Raw genomic sequence first — 18,423 nt, 5'->3', positions numbered from 1 at the left:
AGGGGTGGCGACAGTCTGCGCCGCCCTTTGCGCGTCGTGAGCATGCGGAATATTCAGGGGGCACGGGCGTGATCCGGAAAAGTGGATATCCGGTTTTCCGAAACGATCACGCGCTAAGAGCAAGGATCTAGCGGGTTGGCTTTTCAAACAAAAGACATCCCGCCGACGACTTCAGTAATTCAGAGGCGGGTGGCGTTGCGCGCCATCCCGCACGAGCGCGTTTCGGGAGCTTGATGAATGGCCACCAAGGCAAAGACGCTGCAGGTTAAAGACAAGGAAAAAGACGACAAGGCAGCGGACGCCCCTGAGAAGGATTCTGCCGACGCGCCGTCGCCGTTGCTCGACCTTTCCGATGCCGCGGTCAAGAAGATGATCAAGCAGGCCAAGAAGCGCGGCTTCGTGACCTTCGATCAGCTCAACGAAGTGCTGCCCTCCGACACCACCTCGCCCGAACAGATCGAGGACATCATGTCGATGCTCTCCGACATGGGCATCAACGTGTCCGAGGCCGAAGAGGCCGACGCCGACGAGGAAAAGGAAGAGGCCGACGACGACACCGACAACGAGCTTGTCGAGGTCACGCAGAAGGCCGTCACCGAAGTCAAGAAGTCCGAACCCGGCGAGCGCACCGACGATCCCGTCCGCATGTATCTGCGCGAGATGGGCACGGTGGAATTGCTGTCGCGCGAAGGCGAAATCGCGATCGCGAAACGCATCGAGGCCGGCCGCGAGGCGATGATCGCAGGGCTGTGCGAAAGCCCGCTGACCTTCCAGGCCATCATCATCTGGCGCGATGAACTCAACGAAGGAAAGATATTCCTCCGCGACATCATCGATCTCGAAGCCACCTACGCTGGCCCCGACGCCAAGAACAACATGAACCCGGCGTTGATCGCCGGCGCCGGTGCTGACGCAGCTCCCGTTGCTGACGCCAATGGCGCGGCTGCGCCTGCGCACGTCGCGCCGCCCGCGGCCCCGCCGTCGGCGACCCCGTTCCGCGCCGCGCCTGCGCCCGGTGCGGACACCGAAGAGAAAGATCCGGCCGAAGCCGCCGCCGAAGGCGACATGGACGACGACGAGTTCGAAAACCAGATGTCGCTCGCCGCCATCGAGGCCGAGCTGAAGCCGAAGGTGGTCGAAACTTTTGACAAGATCGCCTCCGAATACAAGAAGCTGCGCCGCCTGCAGGAACAGGATATCGCCAACCAGCTGCAGAGCGAGTCGCTGTCGCCCTCGCAGGAGCGCAAGTACAAGAAGCTGAAGGACGAAATCATCGTCGAGGTGAAGTCGCTGCGCCTGAACCAGGCCCGTATCGATTCCCTCGTCGAGCAGCTCTACGACATCAACAAGAAGCTGGTCTCGTTCGAAGGCCGTCTGCTTCGTTTGGGTGACAGCCACGGCGTCGCGCGCGAAGACTTTTTGCGCAACTACCAGGGCTCGGAGCTCGATCCGCGCTGGCTCAACCGTGTCTCGAAACTTTCGGCAAAAGGCTGGAAGAATTTCGTCCATCACGAAAAGGACCGCATCAAGGAGCTGCGCCATGAGATCCAGTCGCTGGCAGCCCTCACCGGCCTCGAGATCGGCGAATTCCGCAAGATCGTGCACGGCGTGCAAAAGGGCGAGCGCGAAGCGCGCCAGGCCAAGAAGGAAATGGTCGAGGCCAACCTGCGTCTCGTGATTTCGATCGCCAAGAAATACACCAACCGCGGCCTGCAGTTCCTCGACCTGATCCAGGAAGGCAACATCGGGTTGATGAAGGCGGTCGATAAATTCGAATACCGCCGCGGCTACAAGTTCTCGACCTACGCCACGTGGTGGATCCGGCAGGCGATCACGCGCTCGATCGCCGACCAGGCGCGCACCATCCGCATTCCCGTGCACATGATCGAGACCATCAACAAGATCGTGCGCACCAGCCGCCAGATGCTCAACGAGATCGGCCGCGAGCCGACGCCCGAAGAGCTCGCCGAGAAGCTCGGCATGCCGCTCGAGAAGGTCCGCAAGGTCCTCAAGATCGCGAAAGAGCCGCTCTCGCTGGAAACGCCTGTCGGCGACGAGGAAGATTCACACCTCGGCGATTTCATCGAGGACAAGAACGCGATCCTGCCGATCGATGCGGCGATCCAGTCCAACCTGCGCGAAACCACCACGCGGGTGCTGGCCTCGCTCACGCCGCGAGAAGAACGCGTGCTCCGCATGCGCTTCGGCATCGGCATGAACACCGACCACACGCTGGAAGAAGTCGGCCAGCAGTTCAGCGTGACGCGCGAACGCATCCGTCAGATCGAGGCGAAGGCGCTGCGCAAGCTGAAGCATCCGTCGCGGTCGCGGAAGCTGCGGAGCTTCTTGGACAACTAATTCAAGCTCGCCATTGCCGGGCTTGACCCGGCAATCCATCCAAAAAACAAGCGGCGGGCGAAAGCCCGCCGTTTTGTTGAGAGTTACGAAGCTAGCTGAGTCTCAGCCTTATTGTGTCTTGGTCACGGGGCTTACGATTGCCGCCGCCCCAAGTATTTTCGATCGTGCCAATTTTTGCCAAGTCGACACAGATATCTTTTACGTTCGTCACTCGCAGCACGTAAACCTGAAGAAGCGTCTCCCAGATACTCGAAAAAGATGTCGGGCCGAACTCGCGCAAAATTCTTAGCGCCTCCTGTGAAGCTAGCCCTTTTTGTTCTTCGACGATTTTGTCAATCGTGGTCTCTTGAACATCTGCTTCAAAGCCGGAGAATAGGTCGGGTGAACCTGATCGGCCTTCACGCTTACGCTCTTTGGCGTCGGCTCGGTCGCGCGCATTAAACTTCAAGGCGTCGTATTCGGTCTCACGAAATGTCTTTAGTCCATCGCGCGACTTCGTTCCGTAGGCGATAAAGAAATGGGGGCGATCTGCCGTCGGTCGGTCTATCTTTGTCGACACCACGAAATCAAATTTTCCGGCGAGCGCTAGGTTGTCACGAAATAGTTTTTCGACTGCGCGCCCTCGGGGAAGAGTTGGATCAAGTCGCGCTTCCCATTCTGGGCCCCCGAGAATGGGGTCGAGAGATGCAATTGTTCTTGCGTCGCTCATTGAAGCGGCGCGATTTACAAAATCGTACATGAAATTAAGTAGTACTTCGCATTTTGGTCGATTAAAGAGCGGTCCGATCTTGCTTAAAGAGTATCCTGTCCATCCCGTTGGATCGATGAAGATCAGAGGGAAGGAGCGGTCGATGAAAGCTTGTATTTCGGATATCGCGCTTTCGAATTCACCGCAGTAAGTCTTGATCTCAAAATCTTCTGTGGGACGGTGAAATGGAGAAATGGCCGAGGCTAGCTTGGTGTAGGCTTGACGGTTACTTTCGGAAAAGAAGCAGCGAATTTTTCGACGTCGCCCCGTCTGAGTTTGAATCTTCTGTTGCGCATCCTGCAGAACATTGATTGCGATCATGAAGGATGAATCGATAAAGTCCTCAGTCTTAGTTTCCCATGGACCTGAAAATCCGTCGACGTAGGTAATGTCAGAAAACCGAAGAACTTTGAACGCGAGCGCCTGAAGGTACCGTCTTAGAATGAAATGCTTGGCCTTGGTTTGCTCGCGACCGAAATAAGGATCGGTCACAGCTTGTTCCTTTCTATTCAGCGGCCTCTAAACGTACATCCCGATAGATGCTCGGGTATTGATTCCACTCGCGACCTCGGAGAAGACGCCCGCCGGATTTCGGCCGTACGCCACCCCATTGTTTGAAGAAAAACGCAACCTTGTCAGAGCGGCATTGATCTCGGATTTCGATCACCCATTCTTCTTCCATGGGACGAGAGCGCGGACCACTCTCGCCGCCCACGATAGCCCAATCGATTCCCTTGAGGTCAATCTTGCCTACCGAACCAAGTAGAGGTTCGAACGAGACGAATCTAACAGATGCCTGAGCGCCCTTTAGATGCTTCAGCCGGACAGTATTTTTTGCATCTTCGACTGATACGCCAAGCCAGACGTGGGGCGGTGCTTTGTCTGTACCATATCGATTGCGAAGGTAGCGGGTCATAAGCGAACTGCGCTTGGTCAGAACTTGGAAAGTGTGCCAGTCAGCCGCTTCCATAGTGTCAAATACGGAATCAATGAAGGATCGCGGTATCTCTTTATGAAAAAGGTCACTCATCGAATTGACGAAGATGCGCCGCGGCTGTCGCCAACTCAGAGGTTGCGTTAGGCGCTCAGGTCGCAGCTTCAGGTCAAAGCCATTTTCAAACGGGTGGTTCGGTACGCCGCGAAATCGTTCCGAGAAACGCTCGGCGTAGCAGAAGTCACAGCCGCGCGTAATTTTGGTGCAACCCGTGACTGGATTCCACGTCGCGTCAGTCCATTCGATTTGCGTCGAAGCGGCCATAACAGTCACCATAGAACAAAAAGAGAACAAGGGCAACTCAAAAGCAATTTATCAGAGACCGTAAAGCCTTAGGTATGGCTGAATTCCCGGTCCACCCAGGACAAGCTGCGGATGATTGGGAGATCCAACTATCGACATAGAGGTGATAGAGACGCGCGGCAGTCTCTGCCGTTCTCGATAGCTGAGGACATCATGCCTGATCATCGTCTTGTTGTCTGGTACAACACGCGCTGCCCCGTTTGCGATGCAGGCATCGACTGGCAGCGCAACAAGTTGCTGGCCGCCGTCCGCGCGGGAAGCATTGAATTCAGGGACATCAACGAACAACCGGAGGCGCTGGCGGCTTATGGCGTTTCGCTCGACGACGTGCGCCGCCGGCTACATGCCACGGATGAGGCTGATCGGCTGATTGTCGGCGCGGATGTCGCGATCGCGACCTGGCGCGTGACGCCGGGCGAGGGCTGGCTCGCGTCGCTGTTCGGCAATCGTATGATGTTGCCGTTGACCCGGTTTGCGTACGATCGATTCGCGGACCTGCTGTTCGCGTGGAACAGGCGAAAAGGGCATTGGTGAGGGCGATCGCGCCCGCCTACGCTCGCAGCTCTATTTCTTCTTCGCCCCGACCCGGCTGATGCTCTTGATCGCCAGCGGAGTGCGGCCGGATTTCTCGGCGATTTCGCGGTCCTGCTCCATGATGTATCCGCGCGCCGGCTCGTCGCCGTCGAGCCCGCCGAGCAGCTCGGACGGCACGCGCCGGTTGGAGCGTTGCGAGTCGTCCTCATAAACGACGTTGAAAAAGGCAAATTCGCCTTTGGGATTGGTCCCGGGTTTCTTGGCCATGGGCGGCTTTTCTTCGATCAGCGAGACGTTGTCAAAGAAAAATAGCGGGTCTTTGGCTGGTAAGCCTGGTCAATGCGCCGCGGGACAAACGCGTGGACGAGCGTGCGGCCGGCATCCGCAAGAAATTCAATCGCATGCCGGATTTTTGGCATCCCCGACCGTGAGGAACGTAATCGTGGCCGGTCCGATCTCAATCGAACCTGGCGGCGATGTCACCGCGGCAAGCCGCGGAAGATCGTCATTCGGTCCGAGATCCAAGGCCGTTCCATTCAGCTTCGCGCCGGCGCTTTGCAGATGATCCGCCGACAACGTGTAGCGCTCGCTGGTCACAGGCAATCGCAAGGTTGCGGCGTTCGTCCGGTCCGTATTGATGGCCAGTAGTGCGACGGCCCCACGCACGCCTCGTCGGCAATGCGCATAGAGGCGCATCCCATCGTGCACGCCGGCGTCAAGAACGGTTGTGCCCATCAGCCTGCGCCAGAGCAGCGCCGCCCAATAGTTTGGCCGCGGCTGCAACGTCTTCTCATCAAGCAGGCCGTAGTCACTTGCGGCAAGCGTGTTGTGCGCAACCATTTTGACGCCGGCTCTGGCAAGCCGGCCAAGCTGATCGAGATATCGGAACGTATCGAGGAAAGTGGAAGCCCAGGGATTGCCGCCGCAAGCTGTTTCGGCGGTTTCGGTGAGCCACATCGGCTTATCAGGCGCAAACTCGTCCCTGAGCGATTGGTAATACGCGCGCGTCTGGTCCGTGCTCGCCAGCCACGCTTCCGAAAGGGCAGCCTCGGATGTGGTTTGACCCGGAGCGCATCGTTGCGAGACGGCGCCGTAGTGATGATAGGAAAAAACGTCGATGCCGGATCCGGATGCTGCAAGCAAGTCCCGCGTGCTGAGGAATGATGGCCTGGATGATTGCGGCGCTGCTGTCTCGCCGATCGAACCGGGGCCCAGAACCATCACATCCGGTTCGCTCGTCCTGATGAACGCAACAAAGGCTTTGAAGTCCCGCCCGTAAGCTGCCGCGTCATAGCCATCAGGTGCGCCGCCCATCGCGGCCAGCGTCGGCTCATTCATGAACTCGGCGGCGGCAATTCTGCCACCGATGGATCTGGTATAGGCGAAGAAGCGACGCGCCTGATCGCTCTGCCATCGGCCTGCCGCGTCCCGGACACCTGGGCCTGTGGCCATCGAGGTCACGATCTCTGCGTTAACCGCGCGGGCTAAGTCGATGACAGCTTTCCAGCGTTCGCGGCTTAGCACCGCGCGGAAGCCGTTGGGCGGTGTGGCGGGCGTCTCATCGTTTTCAGCAAAGTATGTGGTATTGGCCCAGGTGCCGCTGACGCGCATGTAGGCCGGGGCCAGCGCGGCAGCCAATATGCGCAGTCGGGAGTTCGACAGGTCGATGGGCTCCCGATACGCGTAGAGGTCGGGATTGCTGCCCGCCGGGACATTGCCGGCATTATCAGCGCCGCGCGCCGACGGCGCTGAGGCGCTCGCCCTATAGGGCTTCCAGAACCGTCCGCCGGTGACCTCGACCATTTCCAAATTGTACGATTGAAAACGCTCGTCGACGGTGCCGAGACGGGGCAGTCGTGAAGGGTCTACCGAAAGCGTTGGCGCCTGCGCGGTTGCCTTCTGGCTTCCCGTTAGTGCGGCGATCGCAATTCCCATTCCGACTTTGAAACCATTGGACCTGGTCATAGCCATTGTCCTTGGAGGGGCCAAATCGGACGTCGGCCCACGCGTTGAAGCTACGGCGCCACCAGCTCCACCCGGCGGTTCAGCGCGCGGCCGGCCTCGGTGGCATTGGAGCCACCGGCGCAAGCAGGGCCACGCCCGCGGTGCGCAGCCGCGGCGCGCCGATGCCGTAGTTCTTCACCAGCTCGGCGGCGATCGCCTCGGCGCGGCGTCGCGACAGATCAAGATTGTAGGCGAATGGCCCCTGGTTGTCGGTGTGGCCGACGATGAAGACGCTGAGTCCGACCTGGGCGGTCAGCAGCTTCGCGATCTGCTCGAGGGTGGGGCGGCTTTCGGGCTTCACCTCGGCCCTGTCGGTATCGAAATAGATCCCGTAGAGCGCGATGCGGCCCGTCTCGCGGAGGCCCTTGGCCATGACAGCCGCATCCACCATCTTGTTCTCTATCGCGCCTAGCTCGGCGATGACGAGCTGCGCATAGATCTCGCGGTTGTTTTCGCTGACGATGAGGCTGGCATAGGTCTCGCGCCCGCCGTCCACCTTGCGCCCCGCAAAATAGTGATAGTTGAAACCGTCCACCCACATCTGCGGGATCGGCAGCGCGTCGACGGCTTCCGAAAAGGGAATGCCGCCGCAGGCGTCGACGTCGCAGGTAAGCAGCCTCTCGAATCCGGCCTTCACCAGTTGGGTCTCGAAATTGCGCGACACTTCCAGGATCGAGGGACCGGGATTGGTGCGATAGGCGATGCGGGTAATGCGGCCTTCCAGCCGCCGCGCGTCGACAGGCTTACCGTCCTTGAAGGCGGCTCCCTGCATCCGCGCCGCATCAAAATCCTTCACCTGATATCCCGTGATGACGCTGCCGCCGAACCGCCCGATGCCGGGATAATCCCTGGCGCCGGCCACGTCGCGCGTCTGCGCGGAAGCGTTCGTCATCGCGCCAAGCGACATGGCGAGCATCAGGAGGATCGGCCTGAACAGTATGCGCGGTAAGCCCATGGGAAATCCATTTGTTCGAGAAACGATCGGGGGGAGCGGTAGGACGAAGTATGACTTGTAAAGGTCGCGCCGGCAGATCAACCGGTTCAAATTAGTCGCAATCATGGCCATTTTCGGGGAGATTCGGCCCGTGCGTTTGCCGCAACCCTCGAAGCGCGGCCAAGGACGTGCTAGAAGCCGATGCTTATTTGCAGTGCTCTCTCAGGAATGGCTTTTCCATGCTCCGCATCGCATTTGCTTTCAGCGCCACCCTGGCCATGGTCGCATGCTTCAACTCCCAAGCCGACGCCGCGCAATGCGGCAGCTCATCCGCCGGCTACGCCGCCTGGAAGGGCGAGTTCGCCGGCGAGGCGCGGGCCAAGGGCGTCAGTGCCTCGACCATCCAGGCCCTGATGGCGACGAACTACGCGCAGGCGACCATCAATGCCGATCGCGGCCAGCGCAGCTTCAATCTCTCGCTTGACCAGTTTCTTGCCAAGCGGGGAGCTGCGACCATCGTTGCGAAGGGACGGCAGCTCAAGGCGTCGCAAGGCGCGCTGTTCGCCTCCATTCAGAGCCGCTACGGCGTGCCGCCGGGGCCGCTGCTCGCGATCTGGGGAATGGAGACGGGGTTCGGCAGCCAGCGCGGCAATCAGAACATGCTCGCCTCGATCGCGACGCTCGCCTATGACTGCCGGCGCTCGGCCTATTTCACCGAGCACCTTTACGCGGCGCTGCAATTGATCGACCGCGGCGCGCTCTCTCCTGGCCAGCGCGGCTCGATGCATGGCGAAGTCGGCCAAACCCAGTTCATGCCCAAAGCCATTCTGGCCTACGGCACCGGCAATCTGGAAAACGCCGCCAATGCGCTGACCTCGACCGCGAATTTTCTTAAAGCCCACGGCTGGCGCACGGGCGCGGGCTACCAGCCGGGCGAGCCGAACTTCGCCGCCATCCAGGCCTGGAATGCCGCCGGCGTCTATCAGAAGGCGATCGCGCTGATGGGCCGTCAGATCGACGGCGGCGAGTAGGGGGCTCAATCAAGCGGTCGTCCCTGCGAACGCAGGGACCCATAACCACAGGCGGCTATTGTTGAAGCCAAGCCGTCAAACAGCCCGCTTTAACAAGATCGGCCGCGGCGTATGGGTCCCGGCTCAAGGCCAGGACGACGACGTTTCGCACACCGCTTTCCCATGGCATGATCGGCGCGAGACGTAACAAAGGATTCGCATGCGCATACTTCGTTGGGCCATTTTCCTCAGTGCCGTCATCTGTTCCACCCCCACTTACGCCGCCCGCTGCGGCGGCGATTTCAACACCTTCGTGGCGGCGATGTCGCAGGAGGCTCAGGCGGCCGGCGTATCGCAGGCCGTGATCGGCCAGGCGCTTTCGGGTGTGACGCAGGATCCGGCGGTGTTGGCCTTCGACCGGCGCCAGCGCGGCACCTTCAACAAGACATTCGAGCAATATGTCTCGACCCGCGTCGGCCCCGGGCGCATCAACATCGGCCGGCAGATGCTGCAGCGGCACGGCTCATTGCTGGCGCGCATCGAGCAGCGCTTTGGCGTGCCGCCGGAAATTATCGTTGCGATCTGGGGATTGGAGTCCGATTACGGCAAGGGCGACATCGGCAAGATGCCGGTGATCCGCACGCTCGCCACCATGGCGCATGATTGCCGCCGCACCGAACTGTTCCAGGGCGAATTGCTCGCAGCGCTGAAGATCGTGCAGCGCGGCGATCTGCCCTTGCGCGATTTGATCGGCGCCTTCGCCGGCGAAATCGGCCAGACGCAATTTCTGCCGTCGTCCTACATCAAGTACGGCGTCGACTTCGACGGCAACGGCCACGTCGATCTCCGCCACAGCGTGCCCGATGTGCTCGCCTCCACCGCGAACCTCCTGCACGTGAGCGGCTTCAAGGCCGGCGCGCCGTATGGCGAGGGGAGTGCGAATTTCGAAGCGATGCGCGAGTGGAACAGGGCTACGATCTACCGCAAGACGATCGGCTATTTTGCCGACAGGCTGGTGGGACGGTAGCCACAGTCTCAGCTCGTGCTTCGCACGCCCCGGAATGGCGATGGGCTGTAGCTGCGTAGGTGGCTGGTTTTTCTCGATGCCGAGAATGATGCGCTGTGCCGCGATCGGCGGCGTCGTCTTGGCGATGGCATCGAAGCGGTCGATCGATTGCGCGCGGCGCGCATTGTCGGTGATAGCAGCGCCGGTGCGGGAGTTGCGCACGATGTTGGTCAGCACCCCGGCGCCGGTCATGGCGGCCGCACTTCCGGATATCGCAGTAATGGGGGTGGACTCAATGCAGGTCGAGAAAGAAGACGGGTTCCGCAACTTTCGCAAATTGGAACTGAACAATAAAGCGCTTCGGGCCTTAACGTCGACTACCCGACACTAAAGACGCCCTCAAACGGCGCGATCCTTTTCGGAGGAGGCCACCATGGGACAATCGAAACCATTTCGCGCGACCGCCCTCATCGTCGAAGACGATCCGATGCAGCGCGACATGATTTGCCTGCTGCTGGAAGAGAGCGAGGTCGATGTCATCGAATGCGAAAGTGCGGAGGCTGCGGAGCTGGTGCTGGAGCGCGCCGCCGGTAGTCTGGTCCTGATGATGACCGACGTGCAGCTCGCCGGCAACATGGATGGCGTCGAACTCGCGCACATCGCCAGGAAGTACAATCCCGACATGGGCGTGATCGTCACCTCGGGCAAACCGCTGCATCAGGAATTGCCCGAGGGCGTCCAGTTCTGGGCCAAGCCGTGGGTGCCGCTCGACGTTATCCGCGAGGCGGAACGGATGATATATGAAAGGCGGCATCACGGCGAAGGCTGACCGCGCGCGTTCGTGAAGAGCGGCGCCATGCTTCCACGTCCGAGATTGGCGTGGTAATGCCTGACCATGACGCTGTCGTTCTTGTTGACCTCGCTGATCGTGGTCGCTTCCCCCGGCACCGGCGTACTCTATACGCTCGCGGTGGCGCTGACGCTTGGCGCGCGGCCGAGCGTTGCGGCGGCCTTTGGCTGCACGCTGGGCATCGTGCCGCATATGCTCGCCGCCATGCTCGGGCTTGCCGCCGTGCTGCATACCAGTGCTTTGGCATTCGCCGCGCTGAAATGGTGCGGCGTCGCGTATCTGCTCTACATGGCCTGGCAGGCGTTACGCGAGACGGGCGCGCTTTCGATCGATACAGGCCCGGCCGCCGCCACCCGCTCCAGCCGGCGTGTCATCGTGACCGCGATCCTGATCAACATCCTCAATCCGAAACTCTCGATCTTCTTCCTGGCCTTCCTGCCGCAGTTCGTCGCCGTCGATGAGCCGTACCCGCTGGCGCGGATGCTGGAATTGAGCACAGCCTTCATGGCGATGACGTTTGCGGTGTTCGCGGCCTATGGCCTGTTCGCAGCCTCGCTGCGCGACCGCGTCATCACCCGCCCAAAGGCGATGGCCTGGCTGCGCCGGAGTTTTGCGGCGGGATTTGCCGCGCTCGGCGCCAAGCTGGCGTTTGCGGAGCGCTAGGCGGTTCAGCTGTAGCCCGGATGGAGCGAAGCGCAACCCGGGACAATCGTTCCGCTGCGACAAACCCCGGATTTCGCTTCGCTCCATCCGGGCTACGCGTTCGCGCCGCCGGAATCAAAAAGGCGGACCCTAAGGCCCGCCATTTCTCCAAATTACACCCGGAGTTGGGAGCCCGGGCGAAGCTGAGCACTCCACCCGGGCCAAAATTCACTTCTTCTTCGACTTCTTGGCCTTCTTCGCCTTGGCCTTTTTCGCCTTCTTCGCTTTCTTAGCCATAGTATCCTCTCAAGGTTTTCATGGATTGAAACGCGACACCGAGGCATGCTTGGCGGAGGGCCAGCCTCGCAACATCCTCGATGACAATCCCAGCAGATTCGGAGGCCGCTGCCGCGTGCTGTCATGGCGTTGTCATCGCGTTATCCACAGTTGTTATGCATTTTGATGCGATTTTTTGCCGAAACGAGCCTCGTCACCTCTGTTCGCATCGCGCGCATCAAGCTTAACGATGTCCGAACGTCGACGATCTTCATCAATTCAAAACCACAGTTTGGATTGGCCGGCGGCAGTCAGAGTCCATTAAGCGGCGCGGATGCACCTTGTCCCGCAAGACGACGGGGCAAGACAACAAGAATCGTCGTGGGAGAAGGCTCGAGGCGGAAGTCCTGAGCGGTCGTTAGACAACAGGGGGGACGGGACGTGCGCGTCCCGGGTTCGCGATGCTGAGCGTTCCGACGCTTTGGACGGTGTTCGTCATCAATTTTCTCGCGCTGGGCCTGATCTGGGCCTACGTCATGCGCAGCTATCCGTTGTTCGAAGCCGCGCGGTTCTGGACCGGTTCGGCATTCGTTGCGGCGGCCGGTGCGACGATGGCGATGCTGCGCGTGGTTTTCCCGGATACGCTGGTACCGCTGCTGTTCGCCGGCACCGCATTGGTCCTGGCGATCTGCCTGGCTGCGATGGGCATCCGGAAGTTCTTCCATCAGCCCGTTTCCTGGCGCCTCACCGTGCTGGTCACCGGGCTTACCGCGGCCGGATTGTGTTTTTTCACTTTCGTCCATGACAGCGTGCCGGCGCGGATGACCGTCTTCACGATCGCCCAGGCGCTGCCGATGGTGCTGAGCCTGAAGCTGTTGCTGAGCCGGCACGAGGGTCGCGTCAATCCGGGCGCGCGGCTGGCCGGCGTCGTCACCATTCTCATCATGGCCATTTTCGTCGCCAGGTGGATCGGCGCGGTGACCACCATGGGCGGCGGGTTCTCCTATATGCATTTCAGCCCGGCGCAATCGGTTGTGATCCTGGTGCTGGTGTTCCTGTCGATGTCGCTGAATTTCGGCTTCCTGCTGATGGCGATGGACCGCCTGCGCAACGAGGTCGCGGATCTCGCGCTGCTCGACGACCTCACCGGCGTCGGCAACCGCCGCTATCTGCTGCAGCGCCTCACGGAAGAATGCGCGCGCTCCGAACGCAGCGGTCAGCCCTTCGCGTTGCTGGTGATCGATCTCGACGGCTTCAAGGCCATCAACGATACCCACGGCCATGCCGCCGGCGACGCCTGCCTGCAGCATTTCACCCTGATGGCGCAGACCCGCCTGCGGCCCGGCGACATGCTGGCACGGACCGGCGGCGACGAATTCTGCATCGTGCTGCCGTCCTCGACGCTGCGCGAAGGCGCCATGATCGCGCGCCGCGTGCTGGAGGTCTGCCGTGCGGACGCCGAACAATGCACCGGCAACGACATTCCGGTCGCGGTCTCGATCGGCGTCGCGCAATGGGCCCGCGAGATGGGCGCGTATCCCGACCGCCTGATTGCCGCCGCCGACCATGCGCTCTACGACGCCAAGAAGGCCGGCCGCAACGACTTTGCGACCTACCACCCGGCACCGCCGCTGGTGCCCGAACCCGCAAGCCCGCCAATCTCCGACATGGCCCTGCGCAAGCGCGCCTGAAGCGTTTTCGGGCGAAGCATGCCCTCGGACTTGATCCGGGGGTGGCTACCGGTTCGCGTGAAGAAAACGCGTCGAACAAGGTCGCCGAGCATGTTATTGAGGTCCGTCACCGGGCCGTGAGACATGAACCTTCGTTCGCTTGCGCTGGCGGTTTGCGCCTTCGCATTTTCCGTATCCGCCTCCGCGCAAACGTCCGACCTCGCTGCGATCGCGCGCTCGTCGGGCACACCAGATATTCCCGGGTTGAAGATGGTCTGGCTCGCGCCGTGGGGCGACGTTGCGAAAGCCCATCCCTGGCGCAACATCATCGTGCATCAGACCGAAGGACCGGCTGGCTCGGCGCGCGACGGCGCGCAGGCGCAGTCGAAGAACCCGACGCGGCGCGGCGTCATGGTCTGGGTCGAGACCGACGGCACGGTGTACTGGGCGGTCGCCGAACATCTCGTTCCGACTCACGGCGACGGCGCCAACCGCAACGACAACAAGTATATCGACAACGGCCCGACCTACCGGAAGGTGGTCGGCGACAATTCGGTCGGCGTGGAATTCGCCGGCAACTATCCCGACGTGACGCGCGGCCCGACCGAAGCGCAGATCGCGGCGTGGCGGATTCTGGTGAAGGTGCTGCGCGCGCGTTACGGCATTCCGCGCGAGCGCGTCTATGCGCATAACTGGATCGACTACAAGGACGCCCGCTACTGCGAAGGTTGCGCGCTGGCGACGATGGCGCGGGAGTGGGGGGAGTAGGAGCGCATACGGGGGCGGCATACCCCCAAGTCTGGATTAAGGGGGCATTTTCAGGTATAATTCAACCATGAAAACTCAGACCATAGAAATCGACGACAGCACCGCGTCGGTGCTTAAACAGCGCGCAGCAGAGCGTGGTGTGACCGTGCCAGAACTGGTTGCAGAGTTGGCGACAATTGCGGTCAGCCCGGTAGCGGCAGACGCCGGCGAAATCGCTGAATTGGATCGGCGCTGGAAGGCGTTCGAAGCGCAAGACTCGGTGGCATCGAACGACGAAGTCGTGCGATGGCTTCAAACATGGGGCACACCCGCGTTTCGGAGCTGGCACAATCGATGAAGCTGGAATGGTCGGACGCTGCTCTTGCCGATATTGACCGTTTCGTTGAATTTCTAAACAGGGAGCATCCGTCGCTTGCAGGTGTCGTGGCCGGTGAAATCATCGGCAAGGTGCGAGTGCTGTCGGAACATCCAATGCTGGGGCGGCCGATCGCCGGGCGGGAAGAGTACCGACAAATTGTATTGCAGGTCCTGGGTGCGGCTTACGTCTTCCAATATCGCTTCGACGGAAAACGTCTGGTGATGCTGCGTGTATTCCACCCGAGAGAAGCGCGAGATTGAAAACGCCCGACGCCGCCTCGAATTCCGTTGCGTCGAGTTGGTCAAGGCACCCCAAAAACAAAAAGCCGGCGTCGCCGCCGGCTTTCGTCAACTGTTACCTCGATCGCGCAATCAGTATGCGGCTTCGAGCGCTTCCGCTTCTTGCCGGGCAATCGTGCTCTTGACGGCCGACTGCACCTTTTCGAAAGCCCGGACCTCGATCTGCCGCACGCGTTCGCGCGACACGCCGAATTCGGCGGCGAGGTCTTCCAGCGTCATCGGGTCTTCCGCCAGGCGCCGCGCCTCGAAGATGCGGCGTTCGCGCGGGTTGAGCACGCCGATGGCGCCGTTCAGCGCCTGACGGCGATGATCGAACTCCTCGTGCTCGGCCATGACGGCTTCCTGGTTGGGCGAGTTATCGACCAGCCAGTCCTGCCATTCGCCGGCTTCACCGTCGTCGCGGATCGGTGCGTTGAGCGACGCGTCGCCGCCGAGGCGGCGGTTCATGTCGACCACGTCCTGATCCGTCACGCCGAGGCGCTTGGCAATCAGCTTCACCTGGTCGGGGCGGAGATCGCCCTCGTCCAGGGCGGAGATCTTGCTCTTCGCCTTGCGTAGGTTGAAGAACAGCTTCTTCTGGTTCGCGGTGGTTCCCATTTTCACGAGCGACCAGGAACGCAGAATGTACTCTTGTATCGACGCCTTGATCCACCACATGGCGTAGGTAGCGAGACGAAAACCCTTCTCGGGCTCGAACCGCTTGACCGCCTGCATCAGGCCGACATTGCCTTCCGAGACGACCTCGGAAATCGGCAAGCCGTAGCCGCGATAGCCCATGGCGATCTTGGCCACGAGCCGGAGATGGCTGGTGACAAGGTGATGTGCCGCGTCGCGATCGTCATGTTCGCGCCAACGCTTGGCGAACATGTATTCCTGCTGGGGTTCCAGCATTGGAAATTTGCGGATCTCGGCGAGGTATCTAGACAGGCCGGATTCTCCATTGAGAACCGGCAACGTAGCTGTACGGGCCATTTGAGCGCCCTCCAGTGGTTCAGGCCCCCGATAGCGGCGGGCCCGGCAGATGATCGCTGTGTTAAAGCCGACCAGGCTGCGATGTTCCGCGCTGGATATTCAGCGCAGGTGCAACATAGCCGAAAACGAACAAATAGGGAAGGAATGCTGACGTCACGTCCCCGTGTGACAGCTATAACCTGTTGGTATAGCTTATCTTTCCTGAAGAGGCTGCGTCATAGGGCCGCTTCCAGCGCCCGTTGCAGGAGGAGCAGATCCTCCGGCAGAGCCGCCTCCCAGTGCAAAAGTTCTCCGGTTCGGGGGTGTTCCAGGGCGAGCAGATAGGCGTGCAGGGCCTGCCGGCCGAGCGCGGTGAGCGCTTCCTTACCTTGGGTACCGAGCTGCCCGGCCTTGGTCTTGAAGTGCGGGCCGTAGACGGCATCGCCCAGCAGCGGGTGGCCGATATGGGCGAGGTGCACCCGGATCTGATGGGTCCGCCCGGTCTCGAGCTGGCAGGCGAGAAACGAGGCAACCGGCTTGCCGTCGCGCCCCTGATAGGCCGCCTGCAATTCCCAATGGGTGATCGCCTCGCGGCCGCTCTGGCGCACCGCCATCTTTTCGCGGGCAAACGGATGCCGGTCGATCGGCGCATCGACTGTGCCACGCTGGCGGTTGGGTACCCCCCAGACGAAGGCCATGTAGCCGCGCTGCATCGGACCGGTGCGGCCGTGATCGGCGAATTGCGCGGTCAGCGATTGATGCGCCTGGTCGTTCTTGGCGACCACCATCAGCCCGGTCGTGTCCTTGTCGAGGCGGTGCACGATGCCCGGCCGGCGGACGCCGCCGATGCCGGAAAGGCTCGCGCCGCAATGGGCAATCAGCGCATTGACGAGCGTGCCGTTCTCATGGCCTGCGGCCGGATGCACGACGAGACCCCTGGGCTTGTCGATGACGATGATGTCGTCGTCCTCATAGACGATATCGAGCGCGATATCCTCGCCCTTAGGCTCCGGCGAGACGGCTTCGGGGACGTCGATTGTGATCGTATCTCCAGCAGCGACATGATAAGCGGGGTCGCGGATGGGGGCGCCTTTGGCGGTAACGAAACCGGCCAGAATCAGCGCCTTCAGCCGCGAGCGCGACAGTTCCGGGCGGAGCACCGCGAGCACGCGGTCCAGGCGGGGCGACCCCTCGTCGCCGCCCACGATGAGCTCCAGCCTTTGACCGTTATTTGAAGAAGAGTCTTGTTCCAATGATGAGCCTTGTTGAGAGCCTTGCATGACCGATACCGTTGCGCCCGAACCGACCCCCGACCAGGCCGCGCTGATCGCGCGGGTGCGGCGGATGATGCTGATCGCGGGCCTGACCTCGGCCTTGGCGGTGGCCGTGGTTCTGATCGCCGTCGGGTACCGTCTTTACCGTGGCGAGGGAAGCCCCGCGGCAGTCGCGACGGACATTATCGCGACGCTGCCCAAGGGCGCCCGCATCGTCTCGACGGCGGTCGCCGGCGAGCGGCTGGTGCTGACGCTGGATATCGGCGGGGTGACCGAAATCCGCACCTTCGACGCCAGAACGCTGAAACCTGCCGGAAAGCTCAAATTTGTCAGCGAACCCTGAGACCTGCGCGATCGGCCCAAAATACCCCGGGCCAGGCCCAAGGATGCCAGGCAACAGATTTACCCAACCGTGCGAGGGCCTTCAGACTTGCCTTGCCCACCGCACATTTCGCGGCTATTCCCTGAGGCCAACGCTCCCTTCGTCTAGCGGTTAGGACGCGGCCCTCTCAAGGCTGAAACAGGGGTTCGATTCCCCTAGGGAGCGCCAGCAAACTCAGGCACTTAGGTAGCCATCAGCCGCGTTCGTTGAATAACGGTTGAATAAGACGCTAGTGAACAGCGGCGAACGCTTGGGGAATTTTGCTGCCGACATAAGCAGACTAGCCTCGGCGCGATGCCTCACTGTGGCTGGCGCATTCTCGAAAAATTTGCTCGCCGCCCTTGGTGTCCGGGAATATTCAAACCGCCGCTGACGTGCGCTGTCGTACGCGAACTCCCTCGGATGTTCGCATTGACGTTGCTCGTCGCACAATCAACTCTTGTCGTGTCGAGCTTTGTGCGAATAGGAGGGCCACGTGAGATACAATCGACGAGAGAAAACTGGCGGACGACAGTCACAAGTCAGTCTATCCTCTCCGAAAGCCGCAGAACCGAGCACGATGCCATTCGCCCAGCGGCTCACCTGCACGATTGAAGATGCATGCGAAGTGACCGGCTTGGGACGCACGAAGCTTTACGAGTTGATAGGAACTGGGCGTATCGTCACGACCACGATCGGACGTCGGCGACTAGTAGTGGTGCGCTCACTTCTGGCGCTCCTTGACACCAACATTTCGAACTAATGGACATGCGACTTAAGGGAGCAACCCCCAGCAGCACGGTGCGGGGGCGCGCTCAGGGGGAAAAGGATCATGCGGGCTTGGGAGCGGATAGGCTCGGCGGCGACCGGCAGAGTTCATCGCCTCGGAGAGAAGTATACTGTAACCATCCGGTATCGAGGATGAGAATCCCTCCCTCTCCGCCACCGACTTTCGGCAGCGAAAAAGTCCTTCAATATCAGGTATTTCTCGAACCGCCGGAAAATGACGGTGTAGCACCACGGTGTAGCACCGTGGTGACCTAAATTGCCATCATTGAGACGCCAGTGAAAGGGGTTATCCAA

19 protein-coding genes, 1 tRNA gene and 1 pseudogene are annotated in these 18,423 nt (G+C 61.0%); 14 read left to right on the top strand and 7 right to left on the bottom strand.

Annotated features, from left to right (window positions below; all coding sequences use genetic code 11):
• Positions 1 to 237: 237 nt before the first annotated feature.
• Positions 238 to 2,358: an RNA polymerase sigma factor RpoD gene (gene rpoD / locus V1279_RS28465; RefSeq protein ID WP_334442761.1), complete on the top strand. Its 2,121-nt coding sequence runs from the start codon at positions 238 to 240 to the stop codon at positions 2,356 to 2,358.
• 91 nt (positions 2,359 to 2,449) lie between these two features.
• Here the strand turns inward: rpoD and tcmP are convergent, their stop codons facing one another.
• Both tcmP and V1279_RS28455 read right to left on the bottom strand, forming a co-directional pair.
• Entirely contained in the window at positions 2,450 to 3,598 is a 1,149-nt protein-coding gene (gene tcmP / locus V1279_RS28460) for a three-Cys-motif partner protein TcmP (protein ID WP_334442758.1), read from the bottom strand.
• Between the two features lie 13 nt (positions 3,599 to 3,611).
• The gene (locus V1279_RS28455; RefSeq protein WP_334442755.1) at positions 3,612 to 4,364 is read right to left on the bottom strand and encodes a DUF5131 family protein; all 753 of its coding nucleotides are present in this window, start codon (positions 4,362 to 4,364) and stop codon (positions 3,612 to 3,614) included.
• Between the two features lie 192 nt (positions 4,365 to 4,556).
• Here V1279_RS28455 and V1279_RS28450 point away from each other — a divergent pair, with 192 nt between their 5' ends.
• Positions 4,557 to 4,937 carry a thiol-disulfide oxidoreductase DCC family protein gene (locus V1279_RS28450; RefSeq protein ID WP_334442752.1) on the top strand — a complete coding sequence of 127 codons (381 nt, stop codon included), beginning with the start codon at positions 4,557 to 4,559 and terminating at the stop codon, positions 4,935 to 4,937.
• Positions 4,938 to 4,967: 30 nt separating this feature from the next.
• Here the strand turns inward: V1279_RS28450 and V1279_RS28445 are convergent, their stop codons facing one another.
• The 3 genes and pseudogenes from V1279_RS28445 to V1279_RS28435 form a co-directional block, all read right to left on the bottom strand.
• The gene (locus tag V1279_RS28445) at positions 4,968 to 5,204 is read right to left on the bottom strand and encodes a hypothetical protein (RefSeq protein WP_057849867.1); all 237 of its coding nucleotides are present in this window, start codon (positions 5,202 to 5,204) and stop codon (positions 4,968 to 4,970) included.
• Between the two features lie 126 nt (positions 5,205 to 5,330).
• A complete protein-coding gene (locus tag V1279_RS28440; RefSeq protein WP_334442746.1) occupies positions 5,331 to 6,872 on the bottom strand; it encodes a hypothetical protein in 1,542 nt (513 codons plus the stop codon).
• Between the two features lie 80 nt (positions 6,873 to 6,952).
• Positions 6,953 to 7,857, bottom strand: a pseudogene (locus V1279_RS28435) (OmpA family protein).
• A 296-nt stretch (positions 7,858 to 8,153) separates the two neighbouring features.
• On the opposite strand from V1279_RS28435, the gene V1279_RS28430 reads away from it, so the two are divergent.
• From V1279_RS28430 to V1279_RS28390, 9 genes are all read left to right on the top strand, one after another.
• Positions 8,154 to 8,906 (top strand): lytic murein transglycosylase, encoded by a 753-nt coding sequence (locus V1279_RS28430; RefSeq protein ID WP_442894921.1) that lies wholly within the window; start codon positions 8,154 to 8,156, stop codon positions 8,904 to 8,906.
• A 199-nt stretch (positions 8,907 to 9,105) separates the two neighbouring features.
• Positions 9,106 to 9,912 (top strand): lytic murein transglycosylase, encoded by an 807-nt coding sequence (locus tag V1279_RS28425; protein ID WP_334442741.1) that lies wholly within the window; start codon positions 9,106 to 9,108, stop codon positions 9,910 to 9,912.
• Positions 9,913 to 9,997: 85 nt separating this feature from the next.
• Positions 9,998 to 10,282: a hypothetical protein gene (locus V1279_RS38015; protein ID WP_442894830.1), complete on the top strand. Its 285-nt coding sequence runs from the start codon at positions 9,998 to 10,000 to the stop codon at positions 10,280 to 10,282.
• 42 nt (positions 10,283 to 10,324) lie between these two features.
• Complete coding sequence (locus V1279_RS28415; protein ID WP_334442738.1) at positions 10,325 to 10,720, top strand: response regulator; 396 nt, start codon at positions 10,325 to 10,327, stop codon at positions 10,718 to 10,720.
• Positions 10,721 to 10,786: 66 nt separating this feature from the next.
• Positions 10,787 to 11,404: a LysE family translocator gene (locus V1279_RS28410; protein ID WP_334442736.1), complete on the top strand. Its 618-nt coding sequence runs from the start codon at positions 10,787 to 10,789 to the stop codon at positions 11,402 to 11,404.
• Between the two features lie 716 nt (positions 11,405 to 12,120).
• On the top strand, positions 12,121 to 13,350 hold the full coding sequence (locus tag V1279_RS28405; RefSeq protein ID WP_334442734.1) for a GGDEF domain-containing protein: 1,230 nt from the start codon (positions 12,121 to 12,123) through the stop codon (positions 13,348 to 13,350).
• Between the two features lie 123 nt (positions 13,351 to 13,473).
• Entirely contained in the window at positions 13,474 to 14,097 is a 624-nt protein-coding gene (locus tag V1279_RS28400; RefSeq protein ID WP_334442732.1) for a peptidoglycan recognition protein family protein, read from the top strand.
• Positions 14,098 to 14,164: 67 nt separating this feature from the next.
• Positions 14,165 to 14,434: a hypothetical protein gene (locus V1279_RS28395; protein WP_334442730.1), complete on the top strand. Its 270-nt coding sequence runs from the start codon at positions 14,165 to 14,167 to the stop codon at positions 14,432 to 14,434.
• Positions 14,431 to 14,715: a type II toxin-antitoxin system RelE/ParE family toxin gene (locus V1279_RS28390; protein ID WP_334442727.1), complete on the top strand. Its 285-nt coding sequence runs from the start codon at positions 14,431 to 14,433 to the stop codon at positions 14,713 to 14,715. The genes V1279_RS28395 and V1279_RS28390 overlap by 4 nt, the downstream gene beginning before the upstream one ends.
• A 111-nt stretch (positions 14,716 to 14,826) precedes the next feature.
• Here V1279_RS28390 and rpoH read toward each other — a convergent pair whose 3' ends face one another.
• Together rpoH and V1279_RS28380 are read right to left on the bottom strand one after the other, a co-directional pair.
• Positions 14,827 to 15,726, bottom strand: a complete 900-nt coding sequence (gene rpoH, locus V1279_RS28385; protein ID WP_334442724.1) for an RNA polymerase sigma factor RpoH — start codon at positions 15,724 to 15,726, stop codon at positions 14,827 to 14,829.
• Between the two features lie 215 nt (positions 15,727 to 15,941).
• Entirely contained in the window at positions 15,942 to 17,102 is a 1,161-nt protein-coding gene (locus tag V1279_RS28380; RefSeq protein WP_442894920.1) for an RluA family pseudouridine synthase, read from the bottom strand.
• Here V1279_RS28380 and V1279_RS28375 point away from each other — a divergent pair.
• The 3 genes from V1279_RS28375 (at position 16,984) to V1279_RS38010 (ending at position 18,103) form a co-directional block, all read left to right on the top strand.
• Complete coding sequence (locus V1279_RS28375) at positions 16,984 to 17,322, top strand: hypothetical protein (protein ID WP_334442720.1); 339 nt, start codon at positions 16,984 to 16,986, stop codon at positions 17,320 to 17,322. The two genes, V1279_RS28380 and V1279_RS28375, sit on opposite strands and share 119 nt — an antisense overlap.
• A 132-nt stretch (positions 17,323 to 17,454) precedes the next feature.
• Positions 17,455 to 17,529: transfer RNA gene (locus tag V1279_RS28370), tRNA-Glu, on the top strand.
• A 391-nt stretch (positions 17,530 to 17,920) separates the two neighbouring features.
• On the top strand, positions 17,921 to 18,103 hold the full coding sequence (locus V1279_RS38010; RefSeq protein ID WP_442894829.1) for a helix-turn-helix domain-containing protein: 183 nt from the start codon (positions 17,921 to 17,923) through the stop codon (positions 18,101 to 18,103).
• Positions 18,104 to 18,423 lie beyond the last annotated feature (320 nt).

It is taken from the genome of Bradyrhizobium sp. AZCC 1610 (assembly GCF_036924515.1).
GTDB lineage: Bacteria > Pseudomonadota > Alphaproteobacteria > Rhizobiales > Xanthobacteraceae > Bradyrhizobium.
Note: the sequence above shows the minus strand (reverse complement) of the source record. Positions and strands in the feature narration are given on the sequence as shown.

What these genes read in the sequence shown, in the direction of transcription:
- rpoD (WP_334442761.1), top strand. Translation starts at nt 238, where the DNA reads ATGGCCACCAAGGCAAAGACGCTGCAGGTTAAAGACAAGGAAAAAGAC.
- V1279_RS28455 (WP_334442755.1), bottom strand. Translation starts at nt 4,364, where the DNA reads ATGGCCGCTTCGACGCAAATCGAATGGACTGACGCGACGTGGAATCCA.
- V1279_RS28450 (WP_334442752.1), top strand. Translation starts at nt 4,557, where the DNA reads ATGCCTGATCATCGTCTTGTTGTCTGGTACAACACGCGCTGCCCCGTT.
- V1279_RS28445 (WP_057849867.1), bottom strand. Translation starts at nt 5,204, where the DNA reads ATGGCCAAGAAACCCGGGACCAATCCCAAAGGCGAATTTGCCTTTTTC.
- V1279_RS28440 (WP_334442746.1), bottom strand. Translation starts at nt 6,872, where the DNA reads ATGGGAATTGCGATCGCCGCACTAACGGGAAGCCAGAAGGCAACCGCG.
- V1279_RS28430 (WP_442894921.1), top strand. Translation starts at nt 8,154, where the DNA reads ATGGTCGCATGCTTCAACTCCCAAGCCGACGCCGCGCAATGCGGCAGC.
- V1279_RS28425 (WP_334442741.1), top strand. Translation starts at nt 9,106, where the DNA reads ATGCGCATACTTCGTTGGGCCATTTTCCTCAGTGCCGTCATCTGTTCC.
- V1279_RS38015 (WP_442894830.1), top strand. Translation starts at nt 9,998, where the DNA reads ATGATGCGCTGTGCCGCGATCGGCGGCGTCGTCTTGGCGATGGCATCG.
- V1279_RS28415 (WP_334442738.1), top strand. Translation starts at nt 10,325, where the DNA reads ATGGGACAATCGAAACCATTTCGCGCGACCGCCCTCATCGTCGAAGAC.
- V1279_RS28410 (WP_334442736.1), top strand. Translation starts at nt 10,787, where the DNA reads ATGACGCTGTCGTTCTTGTTGACCTCGCTGATCGTGGTCGCTTCCCCC.
- V1279_RS28405 (WP_334442734.1), top strand. Translation starts at nt 12,121, where the DNA reads ATGCTGAGCGTTCCGACGCTTTGGACGGTGTTCGTCATCAATTTTCTC.
- V1279_RS28400 (WP_334442732.1), top strand. Translation starts at nt 13,474, where the DNA reads ATGAACCTTCGTTCGCTTGCGCTGGCGGTTTGCGCCTTCGCATTTTCC.
- V1279_RS28395 (WP_334442730.1), top strand. Translation starts at nt 14,165, where the DNA reads ATGAAAACTCAGACCATAGAAATCGACGACAGCACCGCGTCGGTGCTT.
- V1279_RS28390 (WP_334442727.1), top strand. Translation starts at nt 14,431, where the DNA reads ATGAAGCTGGAATGGTCGGACGCTGCTCTTGCCGATATTGACCGTTTC.
- rpoH (WP_334442724.1), bottom strand. Translation starts at nt 15,726, where the DNA reads ATGGCCCGTACAGCTACGTTGCCGGTTCTCAATGGAGAATCCGGCCTG.
- V1279_RS28375 (WP_334442720.1), top strand. Translation starts at nt 16,984, where the DNA reads ATGACCGATACCGTTGCGCCCGAACCGACCCCCGACCAGGCCGCGCTG.
- V1279_RS38010 (WP_442894829.1), top strand. Translation starts at nt 17,921, where the DNA reads ATGCCATTCGCCCAGCGGCTCACCTGCACGATTGAAGATGCATGCGAA.